The organism is Dactylosporangium thailandense, assembly GCF_059739745.1.
Map to the genome: position 1 here is coordinate 11,670,638 of NZ_AP029195.1, position 13,636 is coordinate 11,684,273.

Annotated in this window: 11 protein-coding genes and 1 pseudogene; 7 read left to right on the forward strand and 5 right to left on the reverse strand. The window is 73.1% G+C overall.

Translation table 11 applies throughout. The annotated features are described in order from the left end of the window. Position 1 precedes the first annotated feature (1 nt). Positions 2-829, reverse strand: coding sequence for a DUF308 domain-containing protein (locus AC6JBM_RS52520; protein WP_350614954.1), 828 nt, complete (start codon positions 827-829; stop codon positions 2-4). Between the two features lie 178 nt (positions 830-1,007). Here AC6JBM_RS52520 and AC6JBM_RS52525 point away from each other — a divergent pair, with 178 nt between their 5' ends. Continuing rightward, positions 1,008-1,712, forward strand: a complete 705-nt coding sequence (locus tag AC6JBM_RS52525) for a lysophospholipid acyltransferase family protein (RefSeq protein ID WP_433609349.1) — start codon at positions 1,008-1,010, stop codon at positions 1,710-1,712. Positions 1,713-1,837: 125 nt separating this feature from the next. Here the strand turns inward: AC6JBM_RS52525 and AC6JBM_RS52530 are convergent, their stop codons facing one another. Together AC6JBM_RS52530 and AC6JBM_RS52535 are read right to left on the reverse strand one after the other, a co-directional pair. Continuing rightward, positions 1,838-5,419, reverse strand: coding sequence for an AAA family ATPase (locus AC6JBM_RS52530; protein ID WP_497980988.1), 3,582 nt, complete (start codon positions 5,417-5,419; stop codon positions 1,838-1,840). 115 nt (positions 5,420-5,534) lie between these two features. After that, a pseudogene (locus tag AC6JBM_RS52535) lies at positions 5,535-6,228 on the reverse strand (Crp/Fnr family transcriptional regulator). A 325-nt stretch (positions 6,229-6,553) separates the two neighbouring features. Between AC6JBM_RS52535 and AC6JBM_RS52540 the strand changes: the two are divergent. Further along, a complete protein-coding gene (locus AC6JBM_RS52540) occupies positions 6,554-7,438 on the forward strand; it encodes a phosphotransferase (RefSeq protein ID WP_497980989.1) in 885 nt (294 codons plus the stop codon). A 33-nt stretch (positions 7,439-7,471) separates the two neighbouring features. Further along, the gene (locus tag AC6JBM_RS52545; protein ID WP_497980990.1) at positions 7,472-7,966 is read left to right on the forward strand and encodes a polyadenylate-specific 3'-exoribonuclease AS; all 495 of its coding nucleotides are present in this window, start codon (positions 7,472-7,474) and stop codon (positions 7,964-7,966) included. Here the strand turns inward: AC6JBM_RS52545 and AC6JBM_RS52550 are convergent. Both AC6JBM_RS52550 and AC6JBM_RS52555 read right to left on the reverse strand, forming a co-directional pair. Beyond that, positions 7,916-8,383, reverse strand: a complete 468-nt coding sequence (locus AC6JBM_RS52550) for an ABA4-like family protein (RefSeq protein WP_497980991.1) — start codon at positions 8,381-8,383, stop codon at positions 7,916-7,918. The genes AC6JBM_RS52545 and AC6JBM_RS52550 overlap by 51 nt on opposite strands. Further along, positions 8,380-9,306 carry a hypothetical protein gene (locus AC6JBM_RS52555; RefSeq protein ID WP_497980992.1) on the reverse strand — a complete coding sequence of 309 codons (927 nt, stop codon included), beginning with the start codon at positions 9,304-9,306 and terminating at the stop codon, positions 8,380-8,382. The genes AC6JBM_RS52550 and AC6JBM_RS52555 overlap by 4 nt, the downstream gene beginning before the upstream one ends. 86 nt (positions 9,307-9,392) lie before the next feature. On the opposite strand from AC6JBM_RS52555, the gene AC6JBM_RS52560 reads away from it, so the two are divergent. The 4 genes from AC6JBM_RS52560 to AC6JBM_RS52575 all read left to right on the forward strand — a co-directional run bounded on the left by AC6JBM_RS52560 (position 9,393) and on the right by AC6JBM_RS52575 (position 13,554). Then, positions 9,393-10,031: a MerR family transcriptional regulator gene (locus tag AC6JBM_RS52560; RefSeq protein WP_497980993.1), complete on the forward strand. Its 639-nt coding sequence runs from the start codon at positions 9,393-9,395 to the stop codon at positions 10,029-10,031. 120 nt (positions 10,032-10,151) lie between these two features. Then, on the forward strand, positions 10,152-11,180 hold the full coding sequence (locus tag AC6JBM_RS52565; protein WP_497980994.1) for a 6-phosphofructokinase: 1,029 nt from the start codon (positions 10,152-10,154) through the stop codon (positions 11,178-11,180). 89 nt (positions 11,181-11,269) lie between these two features. Further along, complete coding sequence (gene proC / locus AC6JBM_RS52570) at positions 11,270-12,073, forward strand: pyrroline-5-carboxylate reductase (RefSeq protein WP_350614936.1); 804 nt, start codon at positions 11,270-11,272, stop codon at positions 12,071-12,073. Between the two features lie 980 nt (positions 12,074-13,053). Further along, positions 13,054-13,554 (forward strand): DUF2199 domain-containing protein, encoded by a 501-nt coding sequence (locus tag AC6JBM_RS52575; RefSeq protein ID WP_497980995.1) that lies wholly within the window; start codon positions 13,054-13,056, stop codon positions 13,552-13,554. Positions 13,555-13,636: the final 82 nt, after the last annotated feature.

The following is a 13,636-nucleotide window of genomic DNA, read 5'->3' on the forward strand; positions in this document are numbered from 1 at the left end:
CTCAGACCCGGGCGCCGTTGTCCGGGTCGTCGTCCTCCTCGTCGCCGGGGCGCAGCCGCAGCACGAGGGTCACGAAGCCGGCCAGCACGCCCGCGAAGCCCAGGAAGAGCGTGGTCTGCGAGCCCAGCGGCAGCAGGTCGGGCCAGAACAGCAGGACGAGCCCGGCGGCCAGGGCGAGCACGGCCACGATCGTGACCGGCGCGACCCGGGGCAGCGGGGGAGGGGGCGGCGGCGTGTAGCCCTCGTCCTCCTCCTCGTCGTCCGGCAGGTTGGTGCCGAAGGTGTCGAGGCTGTCCAGCAGCGAGCGGTCCACGGCGTCAGAGGGCCGGCGCAGCGACGTGCGCGGGGCCGGCTCGGTGTCCATGTCCGGCGCGGCGGTGCTGGAGGAGTCCAGGTCCTCGGCGGCCGGCCAGGGCACCGCGACCGTCGGGTCGACGGTGGTGTGGAAGCCGGCCACGATCGCCGCGAACGCGTCCTCGTCGGACTGGGTCGGCGGGGCCGTGCCCTCCAGCGGCACCGGCGCCGCCGACTCCCCGGCCGGGGTCTTCTGCTCGGGCACGGCCGACGTGAGCTGGGCGAGATAGTCCTGCGCGGTGGACAGGTGCTCCCGATCGGCGTAGAGCCGGTCGGTCGGCCGCGCGGGCAGCGTCGTGGTGCGGGTCAGCGGATGCAGGTCGGAGGCAGGCTGCAGATAGGCGGCGATCCCGCCCTCCGCCAGCATCTCCAGCAGATGCTCGCCGACCCGCGGGTCGACGTCGCCCACCACCGCGTATTCCTGCGCCACCAGGCCGTTGTCCCGCCGGCCGCGCCGCGCCCCACCCCCTGGCACAGCTCGCCCCTCCCCGCGGCCGACGTCGCGACGACCGGGTGCGCCGCGAAAAAACCGCTGACCGAAATCCTGACATGCCCGGCCGTCGTTCCGGGAGTGCGTTGTGGTGTGCCGTACTGGTTCGTAGGCTCTTTGCGACGGTCATCACCGATTGTCGCGCGATCCCGAAAGGCCGGCCGTGCTCTACTGGCTCCTCAAGTACATCGTCCTCGGACCTTGGCTGAAGCTGGTCTTCCGACCCAAGGTGGAGGGGCTTGAGCACGTGCCCGCCACCGGCCCGGTGATCATCGCCAGCAATCATCTCTCCTTCGCCGACTCGATCTTCATGCCGCTGAGCGTCCGGCGCCGGGTCACGTTCCCGGCGAAAGCGGAGTATTTCACCGGCAAGGGGATCAAGGGCTGGCTCACGAAGCTGTTCTTCGCGGGCACCGGTCAGGTCCCCATCGACCGCTCCGGCGGCAAGGCGGCCCGGGCCGCGCTCGAGGTCGGGCTCAGCATCCTGCGCGCGGGCGGGATCTTCGGCATCTACCCCGAAGGCACCCGGTCGCCGGACGGTCGGCTGTACCGCGGCAAGACCGGCGTCGCCCGCCTGGCCCTCGAGTCCGGCGCCCCGGTGGTGCCCGTGGCCATGATGAACATGGACAAAGTGCAGCCGATCGGGCAGAAGCTGCCGAACCTCCGGCGCGTGCACATCAAGTTCGGCCCCGCACTCGACTTCTCCCGATATGCCGGAATGGCGGGGGACCGGTTCATCGAGCGCGCGGTCACGGACGAGATCATGTACGAGCTCATGACCCTGAGCGGCCGGGAGTACATCGACATGTACGCCCAGAAGGTCAAGAACGCGGCTCAGCCGACCCCGCAGGAGCCGGTGGCGGCCTGAGCGGTCCGGAGCGAAGCGGAGGGGCCGCGATCAGCTAGCTCAGTGCCCTTGGCTCGCGTCGCCGGAGCGAAGCGGAGGCGGCGTGAGCGGTCCGGAGCGAAGCGGAGGGGCCGCGATCGGGAAGCTCAGTCTCCTGGGCTCGCGTCGCCGGAGCGAAGCGGTGGCGGCGTGAGGCCCGCCAGCGTGAGGAGGTGGGGGGTGCCCGCCTGCTCGGCGAAGGCGACGAGCTCGGCCCGCCACGGCTCGATGCGCTCGTCCCCGGCCAGCCCGAGCGCCCGCACCGCCCAGGTCACCGACAGGATGCGCGCGGAGTTGTTCGGGATCTCGCCGTAGATCTCCGCGGCCGCGAGGTGCATGTCCGCGGCCCGGGCGTGGTCGCCGTCGACGGACGCGATCGCCCCGGTGATCGTGCGCAGCGCCGCCTCCACCCACGGGGTGCGGTGCGGCACGTCGGCGAGCATGTCCCGGATCGCCATCATCGCCACCCGGCCCGACAGCACCGCCGCGTGCGCGGTCGCGTCGATCCACTCGCCGCTGGCGATCGCCCGCACCTCGCGCCACGTCTTGGCCAGCTCCACGATCAGCGCCTCGGCCTCGCGGTCGCGGCCCTGCAACGCCCGGCACAGGGCGCCGTGGCCGAGCACGACCCACTGCAGGCGGTAGAAGCCGGAGCGGCGGCCGGCTGCGACCAGCTCCTCGACGTCGTCGTCGCCGTCGTCGCCCCGCAGCGTGCGGATCCAGGCGCGCACCCCGCGCACCTGCAGGTCCCACTCGGCGCCGGTCTCGGCCATCGCCTCGGCCGCGGCCACGTAGGCGGGCCAGTCGCCGGTGAAGTACGCCGACTGGGCCACGTCGGAGTAGCCGGTCGCGAGGGTGTGGCTGCCCGGCACCGCGTTGCGGCTGTCGCCGAGCAGGGCCGCGGCCGCGGTCCAGTCGCCGTCCTCCAGCAGCGCCCAGGAGACGTTGCGCAGCGCCCGGTGCTCCGAGAGCAGCCGCCGCTCGCGGCTGACGTCCAGCGCCGTCTGCAGCTCGACCAGCCCGCTGCGGTCGCCGGCCTGGAACAGCGCGGTGCCGATGGTGATCCGGGCGCCGGTGGCCACCTCGACCAGGCCCAGCCGGTCGGCGATCTCCGCGGCCGCGCTGGCCGCCGCGACCGCGGGGTCGACCTCGAAGTTCAGCATGTGCAGGCGGCCCAGCTCGGCGTACGCGTCCGCCTTCGGCGGCCCGTCGGGCAGCTCGTCGAAGAGCTCGACCGCGCGGTCCAGGCAGGACAGCGCGTCGAGGCGGTCGGCGCGCAGCCACGCGGCCTGGCCCCGCACGGTCCACGCGCGCGCCGCGCCGGCCTGGTCGCCGGCCGCGTAGAGCCGCTCGGCCAGCCCGACCAGCCGGTCGGCGCCGCCGCCGCTCAGGAACGCCTCCGGGTTGCCGTAGAACAGGATCTCGGTGCTGAGCTGCTCGATGCGCAGCCGCTCGAGCGGGTCGGTGCCGGCGTCGCACAGCGCGAGCGCCTTGTTGGCGTGCGCGGCCGCGGCCTCCAGCGCGTGCAGGGCGTAGGCCCGCTGGGCCGCCCGGTGCATCGCGTCGCGGGCCGGCACGCCGTAGCGCGAGGCGTCCAGGCCCAGCGAGCGGGCGATCTCGAAGGCCGTGAAGCGATGGTTCGCCACGACCTCGGCGAGATCGGTGTCCCGGCCCGCGGCCAGGCCGTCGAGCCACTCGGCGGTCAGCTCGTGCCGGGCCACCCGCTCGGTGCGGGGCAGGCGCTGGTAGCAGACGTCCCGGACCAGGACGTGGCCGAAGCGGTACTCCGTCTGCCCCTCCATCGTCGAGGCGGCCTGCTCGTGGATGAGGTCGCGCTGCTCCAGCCGGCGCAGCGAGCGCTCGATCCCGTCGGCGGGCCGGCTCATCGCCGCGCCCACCGCGCCCGGCCAGAAGTTCATCCCGACCACGGCCGCGGCCTGCAGCACCGCGCGGTCGGCGGCGTCGAGCAGGTCGACCCGGTTGGCGATGACCGCGTGCACGCTGTCGGGCATCGGCAGCGTGCGGCCGAGGGCGTCGGTCGCCCGCACGCTGCCCTGCTCGGCGAGCATGCGGGTGTACTCCAGCGCGTACAGCGGATTCCCGTCGGCCAGCTCCACCAGGGAGCTCAGCGACTGCGACGGGAACGTGGCCGCCCCGAGCAGGTGCGCGTACATCGTGGCGATCTCGGCGTCGCGCAGCGGCGGCAGCGTGATCGTCACCGCCCCGGCCACGGCCCCGGCCCAGCTCGGGTTGCGCTCCAGCAGCTCCGGGCGCGCCGTGCACAGCAGCAGCAGCGGCACGTCGCGCACCGAGGCGCCGAGCCGCTCGACGAACCGGACCATCGACTCGTCGGCCCAGTGCAGGTCCTCGAAGACCAGGACGGTCGGGCGGTGCGCGGCCAGCGCGACGACGAAGCGCCGCCAGGCCGACTCGGTCTCGTCCGGCGCGAGCTTCGGCCCGGGCAGGCCGACCAGCGGGCTCAGCGCGTCGGCGAGCCGCTCGGCCTCCGAGGAGGAGACCGCCGGGCCGACGATCGCGGCCAGGGCCGTGTCCAGCCGCTCCCGGGTCGTCTCGGCCGAGTCGGTGTCGAGGATGCCGGCCTGCGCCTTGACGACGTCGGCCAGCGCCGCGTAGGTGACGTTCTCCCCGAAGGGCGGGCAGCGCCCGGTCCGCCAGGCCACCGGCGCGTCGAAGAGCCGCTCGGCGTGCAGGAACAGCTCGTGCACCAGCCGGCTCTTGCCGATCCCGGCGTGCCCGAGCACGGTCACCAGCTGCGGCGTGCGCTCGCGCAGCCCCCGGTGCAGGGCGTTGACCAGCAGGCTCAGCTCGTGGGTGCGGTTGACCAGCGGCGTGGAGCCGGCCTCGCGGTCGGGGTGGTTGCGCCGCAGCGGGGCCAGGGCCAGCCAGACCTCGGTCGGCGTGGAGCGCCCGCGCAGCGTGGCCGGCGGCTGCTGCTCGAAGCGGATGGAGGACTTGGTCAGCGCGTAGGTCGTGCCGCAGACCAGCACCCCGCCGGGCGGGGCCAGCGACTGCAGCCGGGAGGCGGTGTTGACCACGTCGCCGGCGACGATCGCCTGGCCGCCGTCGCGGGCCGCGGCCACGTCGACGAGCGCCTCGCCGGTGGCCACGCCGACGCGGAAGCGCAGCTCGCGCTCGCCCTCGCCGGTGCTGGCGTAGCGGGCGAGCACCCGCTGCAGCTCCAGGCCGGCCCGCACGCAGCGCACGGCGTCGGTCTCGGTGGCCACGGGCGCGCCGAAGAGCGCCATGACCGCGTCGCCGATGTACTTCTCCACGACCCCGCCGTATTGCCCGATGACCTCGCGGGCGGTGGAGAAGAAGCTCTTCTGCAGCTCGCGCACGAGCTCGGGGTCGGCGCGCTCGACGTAGGGCGTGAAGTCGATCAGGTCCACGAACAGCACGCTGATGCGGCGCCGGTCCTCGCTGCGGGCGGGCGGGATCGCGGGCACCTGGGCCCGGCCGGTCGCCCGCTCGGCGCGGATCAGGCTGCGGGCCGCCGTCGTGTCCGCCCGCGGGGTGCCGCAGCCGGTGCAGAACGCGGCGTCGGGGGCGAGCGTGCGCCCGCACGTGGGGCAGGGTGGGCTCAGCTCGGCGCCGCATCCACCGCAGAAACGGTCGCCCTCGCCCGCCTGGCGGCCGCAGCGTGCGCACTGACTGGAAATCGCCGACACTCCCTTGCCCTGTGAGATCCCATCCTCACACGGCGGCGGCCGGGGCGACCAGGTGTCCGAAATGGCACCCGCTACCCCGGCCGTCCAGCCCTACAATCCTGGCCCGAAACGGTACTTACCGGTCGGTCATTCCGGCACGCCGGCGCAGCGCGGTCAGGTCCGTCACGACGATCCGGCGGCCCTCGGTGCGCAGCCAGCCGCGGCTGGCGAACGATCCGATCGCCTGGTTGACGCTCTGCCGCGAGCCGCCGGCCATCTCGGCGAGCTGGCTCTGGTTGAGCTCGATGGTCACCATCGGCGCGGTGGTCTCGCCGGCCAGCCGGACCAGCGTCTTGGCCACCCGGCCCGGCAGGTCGAGGAAGACGTGATCGGCGTTCTGCTCGGTGAGCCGCCGGATGAGCATGCCCAGTGAGCGCATCACGGCGTCGAGGATCCGCGGGTTGGCGTGGACCAGCTCGATGAACGCGTGCCGGGACAGGGCCAGCGCCTGGCAGTCCTCGATCGCCTCGGCCGAGGCCGAGCGCGCCGCGCCGTCGAGCAGCGCCACCTCGCCCAGCGTGTCGGGGGGGCCGCACGACGGAGAGGACCGCGCGTTCGCCGGTCGGAGCGGTCCGGAACACCATCACGGCACCGCGCTTGAGCACGATGAGCGACTCTCCCGGATCGTTTTCGACGAACAGCAGCTGGCCTTTGCGGTATGTCCGTGGCACCGCCGCCTGGATGACCCGCTGACGCACATCGGGCTCCAGACCACTGAACATTTCCACACCGGTCAGTGCGTCGCCGGGATCTGGCAGCCGACCCTCCACGGTCAAACCCCTCCCGGTTCGGCGTTGATCGGACTCGTGATCACGGTAGGTGATCACGACGACAGTACGGAACTTCTACCAGATCATGACGTGCGTGTCGGAGTCTGTACATCCCCCGCATCGGCTCACTGACAGCGCCGCGCATGAGTCCGCACGCAGGCTAGTGCCATCGCGCAAGCGGCCGGGTGGCGGGGGGCGCGGCACCGTGCCGGGCGGGCCGGGGGTGGTGCGCGCACTCTTCGGCCCGCCACTGCCCGCGGGTGATCTCGGAGCATTTCCGCCGATTTCCGGGTGCGGGCCGCCGGGGAGGCGGATACTGCGCTGCGTGGCTGCCCCCGCCGCCGAGCAGGTGCGCGCGACGTTGCGCCGAAGCTGGCAGTGCAATCCCGGTCCGTGCATTCCGCTGGACCGGTGCGCATGGCAGGTCGAGATCAACGGCGGCCAATTCGTCGGTAAATGGGTGTCGATGCGCGGCCGGTCCGGTTTCGAGGCCGGGCTCGCCGCGGCCGAGCACGTGGACGCGACCGGCGTCGGGGCCGGGACCGCGGTGCGCGCCGCCGACGGTGCCCTGACGGTGGCCGATGGCGACGGCGTGGTGGCCCTGCTCCACCTGGTGCCGGGGCGCCCCCTGCGCGCGGCCGACCCGCTCGACCGGCAGTGGTGGGGCGACACCCTCGGGTCCGCGCACCACACCCTGCGCCGGTTCACGCACCGGCACCTGGCGAAGTTCGATCCGGCCGCGGTACTTGCCCAGGGCCCCCACCTCGGCGTGGACCCCTGGCTCGGGCCGGCGGTCCGGGACGCGGCCGCGGCGGTGCGCCGGATCATGGTGACCGACCAGCTCACCTACGGCGTGCTGCACAACGACCCGCGGGCCGCGCACTTCCGCCTCGACCCGGCGACGGGCGCGGCCGGCCTGGTCGGCTGGTCCGCGGCCGGCACCGGGCCGCTGCTGGCGGACCTGGCCGCCGCGGTGCTCGCGGCGGGCGGGCCGGACGCGGCCGGCGGGCTCGTGGACGCCTACCTGCACTCGTCCCGCGTGCCCCGCGACGAGTGCGAGGCCGTCCTGCCGGCCCTGTTGTGCCTGGCCACGGCCCTGGCCGCGGCCGGCGCGGCGGCGCGCGTCCACGCCGGTGGCGGCCGGGGCGAGGACCGGGCCGAGCTGGCGCGGCTCGCCGGGCTGTACTCGCAACTGTCCGACGCCCTGTGATCACCCGGGACCGGATGGTGTTGGATGGGGCCGGTGGCCCCCTATCGGTACTTCTACGACTGCGAGTTCATCGAGGACGGCAAGCTGATCGACCTCGTGTCGATCGGCGTGGTCGACGAGCACGGCCGCGAGTACTACGCGGTCTCGACCGAGTTCGACGACTCGCGCGCGGTCTCGTGGGTGCGCCGCAACGTGCTGGACAAGCTGCCGTCGCCGGCCGACAAGGCGTGGCGGTCGCGGGAGCGCATCCGCGAGGAGTTGCTGGACTTCCTCACCGAGCCGCTCAAGGCCGGTGACGCGGCCGAGATCGAGCTGTGGGCCTGGTACGCCGCCTACGACCACGTCGCCCTGGCCCAGCTGTGGGGCTCGATGCCGGCCCTGCCCCGGGAGATCCCGCGCTTCACCAAGGACCTCCGCCAGCTGTGGGACGACGCCGGGCGCCCCCCGCTGCCGGTCGCGGAGGGCCGCCACGACGCCCTAGTCGACGCGCGCCACAACCTCGCCCGCTGGCGCGTCATGCACGGCTGACCCGGGCCGCCTGAACTGCCGGATCACGAAGTACAGCGGCAGCCCGACCGGCGAGAGCAGGATCGTGAGCACGAGCAGCGGGGCCATGAGCAGCGGGTGCAGGCCGCGCACCCGGCTGTCGAGGTAGATCCAGCGGCCGATGAACAGGTCCCACGCGATGACCTGGGCCCACACCGCGGCCACCACGTCGTCGCGGGCGAACAGCGCCTTGACCCCGGCCAGGTCGGGGCCGAGCATCTCGCGCGCGAAGTCCCCGAAGCCCGGCGCGATCGCCACCGCCCAGACGAGCAGCGTGGGCAGGACGATGAGCGGCGAGGAGACGATCCGGTGGGTCCAGCGCCAGGCGGGGGCCAGGATCATGAGGGCCCAGAACGGTACCGTCGCCAGAAACGCCAGCTCGAACAGCGTCTCGTTCATGCGAGTGCCTCGGCGGGCGCGACGGTCGCCTTCGAGCGTCCGGACCCGGCCCAGGCCGCGCCGGCCACGGCGAGCGCGAGCAGGCCGGCCGTGGCGGACAGGGTCACCGCGTCGGGGTGCACGAGCGGCTGCCCGCGCAGCGCCTGCCAGGTGACCAGCGCCGTGAGCCCGGCGTAGAGGAATCCGAAGACGCCGATCAGCCGGACGCGGACCCGCTCGTCGCGCAGCCGGGCGATCCGGCGCCCGGCCAGGGCCAGGGCGAACGCGAACAGCGGCAGCGCCTGCAGGGCGTGCATGCCGATGAAGTGCCCGGCGCGCAGGTCGCCGCCGGTGGTGCTCCAGCCGACCAGCGGCAGGCCGGGGCCGCCGTCGGCGACGCCGACCGCGTGCGCGCCGACGATCGTGGGGTTGCCGGTCGCGAGCTGGGCGGCGCTCGGGATGGTCATGAGGAAGCCGACGCCCATGCCGGCCAGCGCGACGAGGATGCCGAGGCGCACCGCGAGGGCGTCGGCCCGGCCGGGCATCCGCTGCATGAGCAGCAGGACGGCGATGATCAGCGTGGCGACCCAGGCGATCGCGATGGTGGCGCCCATGACGCCGTACAGCGTCGCGTCGAGGGGCGTCCGGTTGTTGAAGTGGCTCTGGTGGCCGCGGGCCGCCTGCCCGGTGATGATCACCATCTCGACGAGCATCGTGCCCGCGATGACCGTGCCGAGCCACCAGCCCAGCCGCGGCCGCCGCTCGAGCCGCGGCAGCAGCCACGCGATCGTGGTGGCGTAGATCGCGATCGACACCGAGAACTTGAGCGGCTTGAGCCAGATCGGCGCGCCGAGCAGGGTGCGGTCGTCGACGAAGACGCCGATGAGGGTGGCGAGGGCCAGGGCGGCCATCAGGCCGGCGACAGCGATGAGGGGCCGGTGCATGTCCGCTCCCTTGTTTGGATAGTGGATAGCTGTGCTCTCCATAAGCGGAAAGGTACACTATCCATTCCAAGGTCGGAAGGAGTCCTGTGCGCATTGCGGAACTGAGCCGTCAGACCGGTGTCCCGGTGCCGACGATCAAGTACTACCTGCGCGAGGGGCTGCTCCCGGCCGGGGAGCTGACCAGCCCGAACCAGGCGCGGTATGACGATCGCCACGTCCAGCGGCTGCGCCTCGTCCGGGTGCTGCTGGACATCGGCCGGCTGCCGATCGCCACGATCCGTCAGCTCCTCGAGGCGCTCGACGAGCCGGACCCGGACGTGCACCACGTGCTCGGCCACGCCCTGCCCTCGTCCGTGAACGGCAGGGAGTCCATCGATCCCGAGTCGGTCGCGGCGGCCCGCAAGCGCATCGACCGGCTCGCCGAGGAGCGGGGCTGGCTGGTCGGCCCGCAGGCGCCCGCACGGCAGGCCGCGGCCGAGGTGCTTGCCGCGTTCGAGCAGGTGGGGGCGGATGTGGGGGTACTTTTGGAGGAGTACGCCGACGTCGCCGAGACGATCGCGGTGCACGATCTGGCCTTCGTCGGGCGGGCCACCGGCCCCGAGGGAATGCTCTACGCCGCCGTCGTCGGCTCGATCCTCGGCGACTCGCTGCTGGCCGCGCTGCGCCGGCTGACCCAGGAGCACGAGTCGGCGAAGAAGTTCGGGATCCGCGGGGACGACTGCTGAGGGTTCAGCCGGAGCGACTACAGTGCGCTGTGAATCGGCAGCGTCGCCATGATGCGGTACCTCCGGCTCGACCGCGCCCTTCTCGGGGTCGGGCACGCAACCAGGAAGGCTAGATCAAGCATGCGTATCGGCGTACTGACCGGGGGCGGCGACTGCCCCGGCCTCAACGCGGTCATCCGTGCCGTGGTCCGCAAGGGGATCTCCACCTACGGCCACGAGTTCGTGGGCTTCCGTGACGGTTGGCGCGGTCCCCTCGAGGGCATCACCCGCGAGCTGGGCATCGCCCAGGTCCGTGGCATCCTTCCGCGCGGCGGCACCATCCTCGGCTCGTCCCGCACGAACCCGTTCAAGATCGACGGCGGCGTCGAGAAGATCAAGACCAACCTGGCCGAGCTGGGCGTCGACGCGCTCGTCGCGATCGGCGGCGAGGACACCCTCGGCGTGGCCAGCAAGCTCACCGACCTCGGCGTGAACGTCGTCGGCGTGCCGAAGACGATCGACAACGACCTCGGCGCGACCGACTACACGTTCGGCTTCGACACCGCCGTGAACATCGCCATGGAGGCGATCGACCGGCTGCACACCACCGCCGAGTCGCACCACCGCACCCTCGTGGTCGAGGTCATGGGCCGCCACGCGGGCTGGATCGCCCTGCACGCGGGCCTCGCCGGCGGCGCGAACGTGATCCTGCTGCCGGAGCGGCAGTTCGACGTCGACCAGGTTGCGGGCTACGTCGAGAAGCGCTTCCAGACGCAGTACGCCCCGATCGTCGTCGTCGCCGAGGGCGCCCAGCCGCTCGACGGCCAGATGACGCTGCTCAACCAGGAGCTCGACGCGTTCGGCCACGTCCGCCTCGGCGGCATCGGCCAGTGGCTCGCCGAGCAGCTGGAGTCGAAGACCGGCAAGGAGGCCCGCACGGTCGTGCTCGGCCACATCCAGCGCGGTGGCACCCCGAGCGCGTTCGACCGCGTGCTCGCGACCCGCTTCGGCCTGCAGGCGATCGACGCCGTGCACGACGGCGACTTCGGCAAGATGGTCGCGCTGCGCGGCACCGACATCGTGCGGGTCCCGCTCGCGGACGCGACGCGCGAGCTCAAGACCGTGCCGGTGGAGCGTTACACCGAGGCCGAGGTCTTCTTCGGTTCCTGATTTCCCCGGTACCGCCTGGTTGTTGTTCTGGTGACGCCTGGGGCCGCGCGTTCGGCCCCAGGCGCGTCCTTGTCTCTGGGGGTTGTGTCGTGCGCGTCATCGCCGTCTTCGGTGCCGGAAAGCTCGGCGAGGTCCTGCTGTCGGGCCTGCAGCGCGCGGGGTGGCCCGCGGACCGGCTCATCGCCACGGCCCGCCGGCCGGAACGCGCTCGCGAGCTGGCGGAGCGGTACGGCATCCGCGTCGTGGACAACGAGACCGCCCTGCGCGAGGCGGACGTCGTCACCATCGCCGTGAAGCCCCAGGACGCCGGCGCGCTGCTGGCCGACCTGGGCCCGAAGATGCCCGCCGGCAAGCTGGTCGTGTCCCTGTGCGCCGGCCTGCCCACGGCCTTCTTCGCCAAGCACCTGCCGGAGGGCACCCCGGTCGTGCGGGTCATGACCAACACCCCGGCCCTCGTCGACGAGGCGATGACCGCGATCTCGGCCGGCTCCTTCGCGACCGCCGAGCACCTGGCCGTCGCCGAGGAGATGTTCCGCCCGCTCGGGCGCACCATCCGCGTCCCCGAGTCCCAGCAGGACGCGGTCACGGCCCTGTCCGGCTCGGGCCCGGCCTACTTCTACTACCTCGTCGAGGCCATGACCGACGCGGGCATCCTGCTCGGCCTGCCCCGCCAGGTGGCCCACGACCTGATCGTGCAGACGGCGATCGGCTCGGCGGTGATGCTGCGCGAGTCCGGCGAGCACCCGGTGAAGCTCCGCGAGGCGGTCACGTCGCCGGCCGGCACCACGATCAACGCGATCCGTGAGCTGGAGAACCACGGGGTGCGGGCGGCGTTGCTCGCGGCCCTTGAGGCGGCTCGCGACCGGGCTCGGGAGATCGCGGCTCAGGGCTGACGCGGCCGGTTTCGGCCCGATAAGTCGGGCGCTCCGCGCCACGACTTATCGGATTTTTCGCCTGTCGGGAGATTTATCGGATTCAGTGCCCGGCGGCACGCCGATCGCGGCCGTGCCGGTCCTGCGGCGGCGGAGCGCGGCTGGGTTGGCCGCGCTGCCGCGCGTGTGATCCGGCGCGCCGTCGGGGCCTGTGCGGGCGCAACCGGGTTGGTGGCGCTGCGGCGCGGCGCGCCGGTGGGGGCTGGGTGGGCGCCGCGGGGTGCGGGTTGGTGGGGGTTGGTCGCGCCGCCGTGCGGGTCCGGCGGGCCGGTTTCGGCCCGATAAGTCGGGCGCTCCGCGCCACGACTTATCGGATTTTTCGCCTGTCGGGAGATTTATCGGATTCAGTGCCCGGCGGCACACCGATCGCGGCCGTGCCGGTCCTGCGGTGGCGGAGCGCGGCTGGGTTGGCCGCGCTGCCGCGCGTGTGATCCGGCGCGCCGTCGGGGCCTGTGCGGGCGCAACCGGGTTGGTGGCGCTGTCGTGCGGCGGTCCGGCGTGTCAGTGGGGGCTGTGCCGTGGTGGTGCCCGTTGGCGGGCGCGGCCGGGTTGGCGGCGCGGCGCGCCGGTGGGGCTGTGTGGGCGCTGCGGGGCGCGGGGTGGTGGGGGTTGGTCGCGCCGCCGTGCGGGTCCGGCGGGCCGGTTGCGGCTGTGTGGGCGCCGTGGTGGTGCCCGTTGGTGGGTGCGGCCGGGTTTGGCCCTGCGGTGGCGGGCGCAACTGGGTTAGGTGCGGGAGACCGGGGGGCTGTGCCGGCGCCGAGGGGTCCCGTTGGCGGGCGCGACCGGGTTGGCCGCGCCGCCGTGCGGCGGTCCGGCGCGCCGGTCGCGGCTGTGCAGGCGCCGCAGCGGTGGCCGCGCGGTCGAGGCCGTGGTGCCCGATGGCGGGGCGCGCGCCGAGCGGGCGGAGACAGGGCTCAAGCGCGCGGGTCTACCATGCCGCGGTGACTTCTGTCTGCGAGTGCTGCGGCACGGAGCTGGGCGACGCGCCGGCCGTGTGGGCGTTCTCCGCGCCGGACTACTGGGGCGCCCCCGATGCCGGCGGCGAGTCCTTCCTCGAGGACGAACTCTGCTGCATCGACGCGCCCGACCTCGACGAGCTGCACTTCTTCATCCGGGGACTGATCGAGATCCCGGTGCGCGGCCGTGAGGAGCCGCTGACGTACAACGTCTGGGTCAGCCTGAGTCCGGTCAACTTCGAGCGCGCGGTCGAGCGCTGGGACGACCCCGAGCGGGTCACCGAGAAGCCGTACTTCGGATGGTTGTCGAACAACATCCCGGGGTACCCCGACACCATCCGGCTCAAGACCCGCGTGCATACTCGGGAACCGGGCCGCCGGCCGCTGGTCGAGCTCGAGCCGACCGACCACCCGCTGGCCGTCGAGCAGCGCGACGGCATCGACGCGCATCGCCTCATCGAGGTCGCCGAGTCCTGCGGCGGGTGAGATCTCGTTCATTCAGGCATTCACCGCTGTTGACCTCTTCAATGGTGATCTATCTTTTCCTTACCAACAGTCATGCACCGCC

Excerpts from the sequence above, each read along its gene's own strand:
- AC6JBM_RS52555 (WP_497980992.1), bottom strand. The coding sequence starts at position 9,306 with ATGCACCGGCCCCTCATCGCTGTCGCCGGCCTGATGGCCGCCCTGGCC.
- AC6JBM_RS52550 (WP_497980991.1), bottom strand. The coding sequence starts at position 8,383 with ATGAACGAGACGCTGTTCGAGCTGGCGTTTCTGGCGACGGTACCGTTC.
- AC6JBM_RS52565 (WP_497980994.1), top strand. The coding sequence starts at position 10,152 with ATGCGTATCGGCGTACTGACCGGGGGCGGCGACTGCCCCGGCCTCAAC.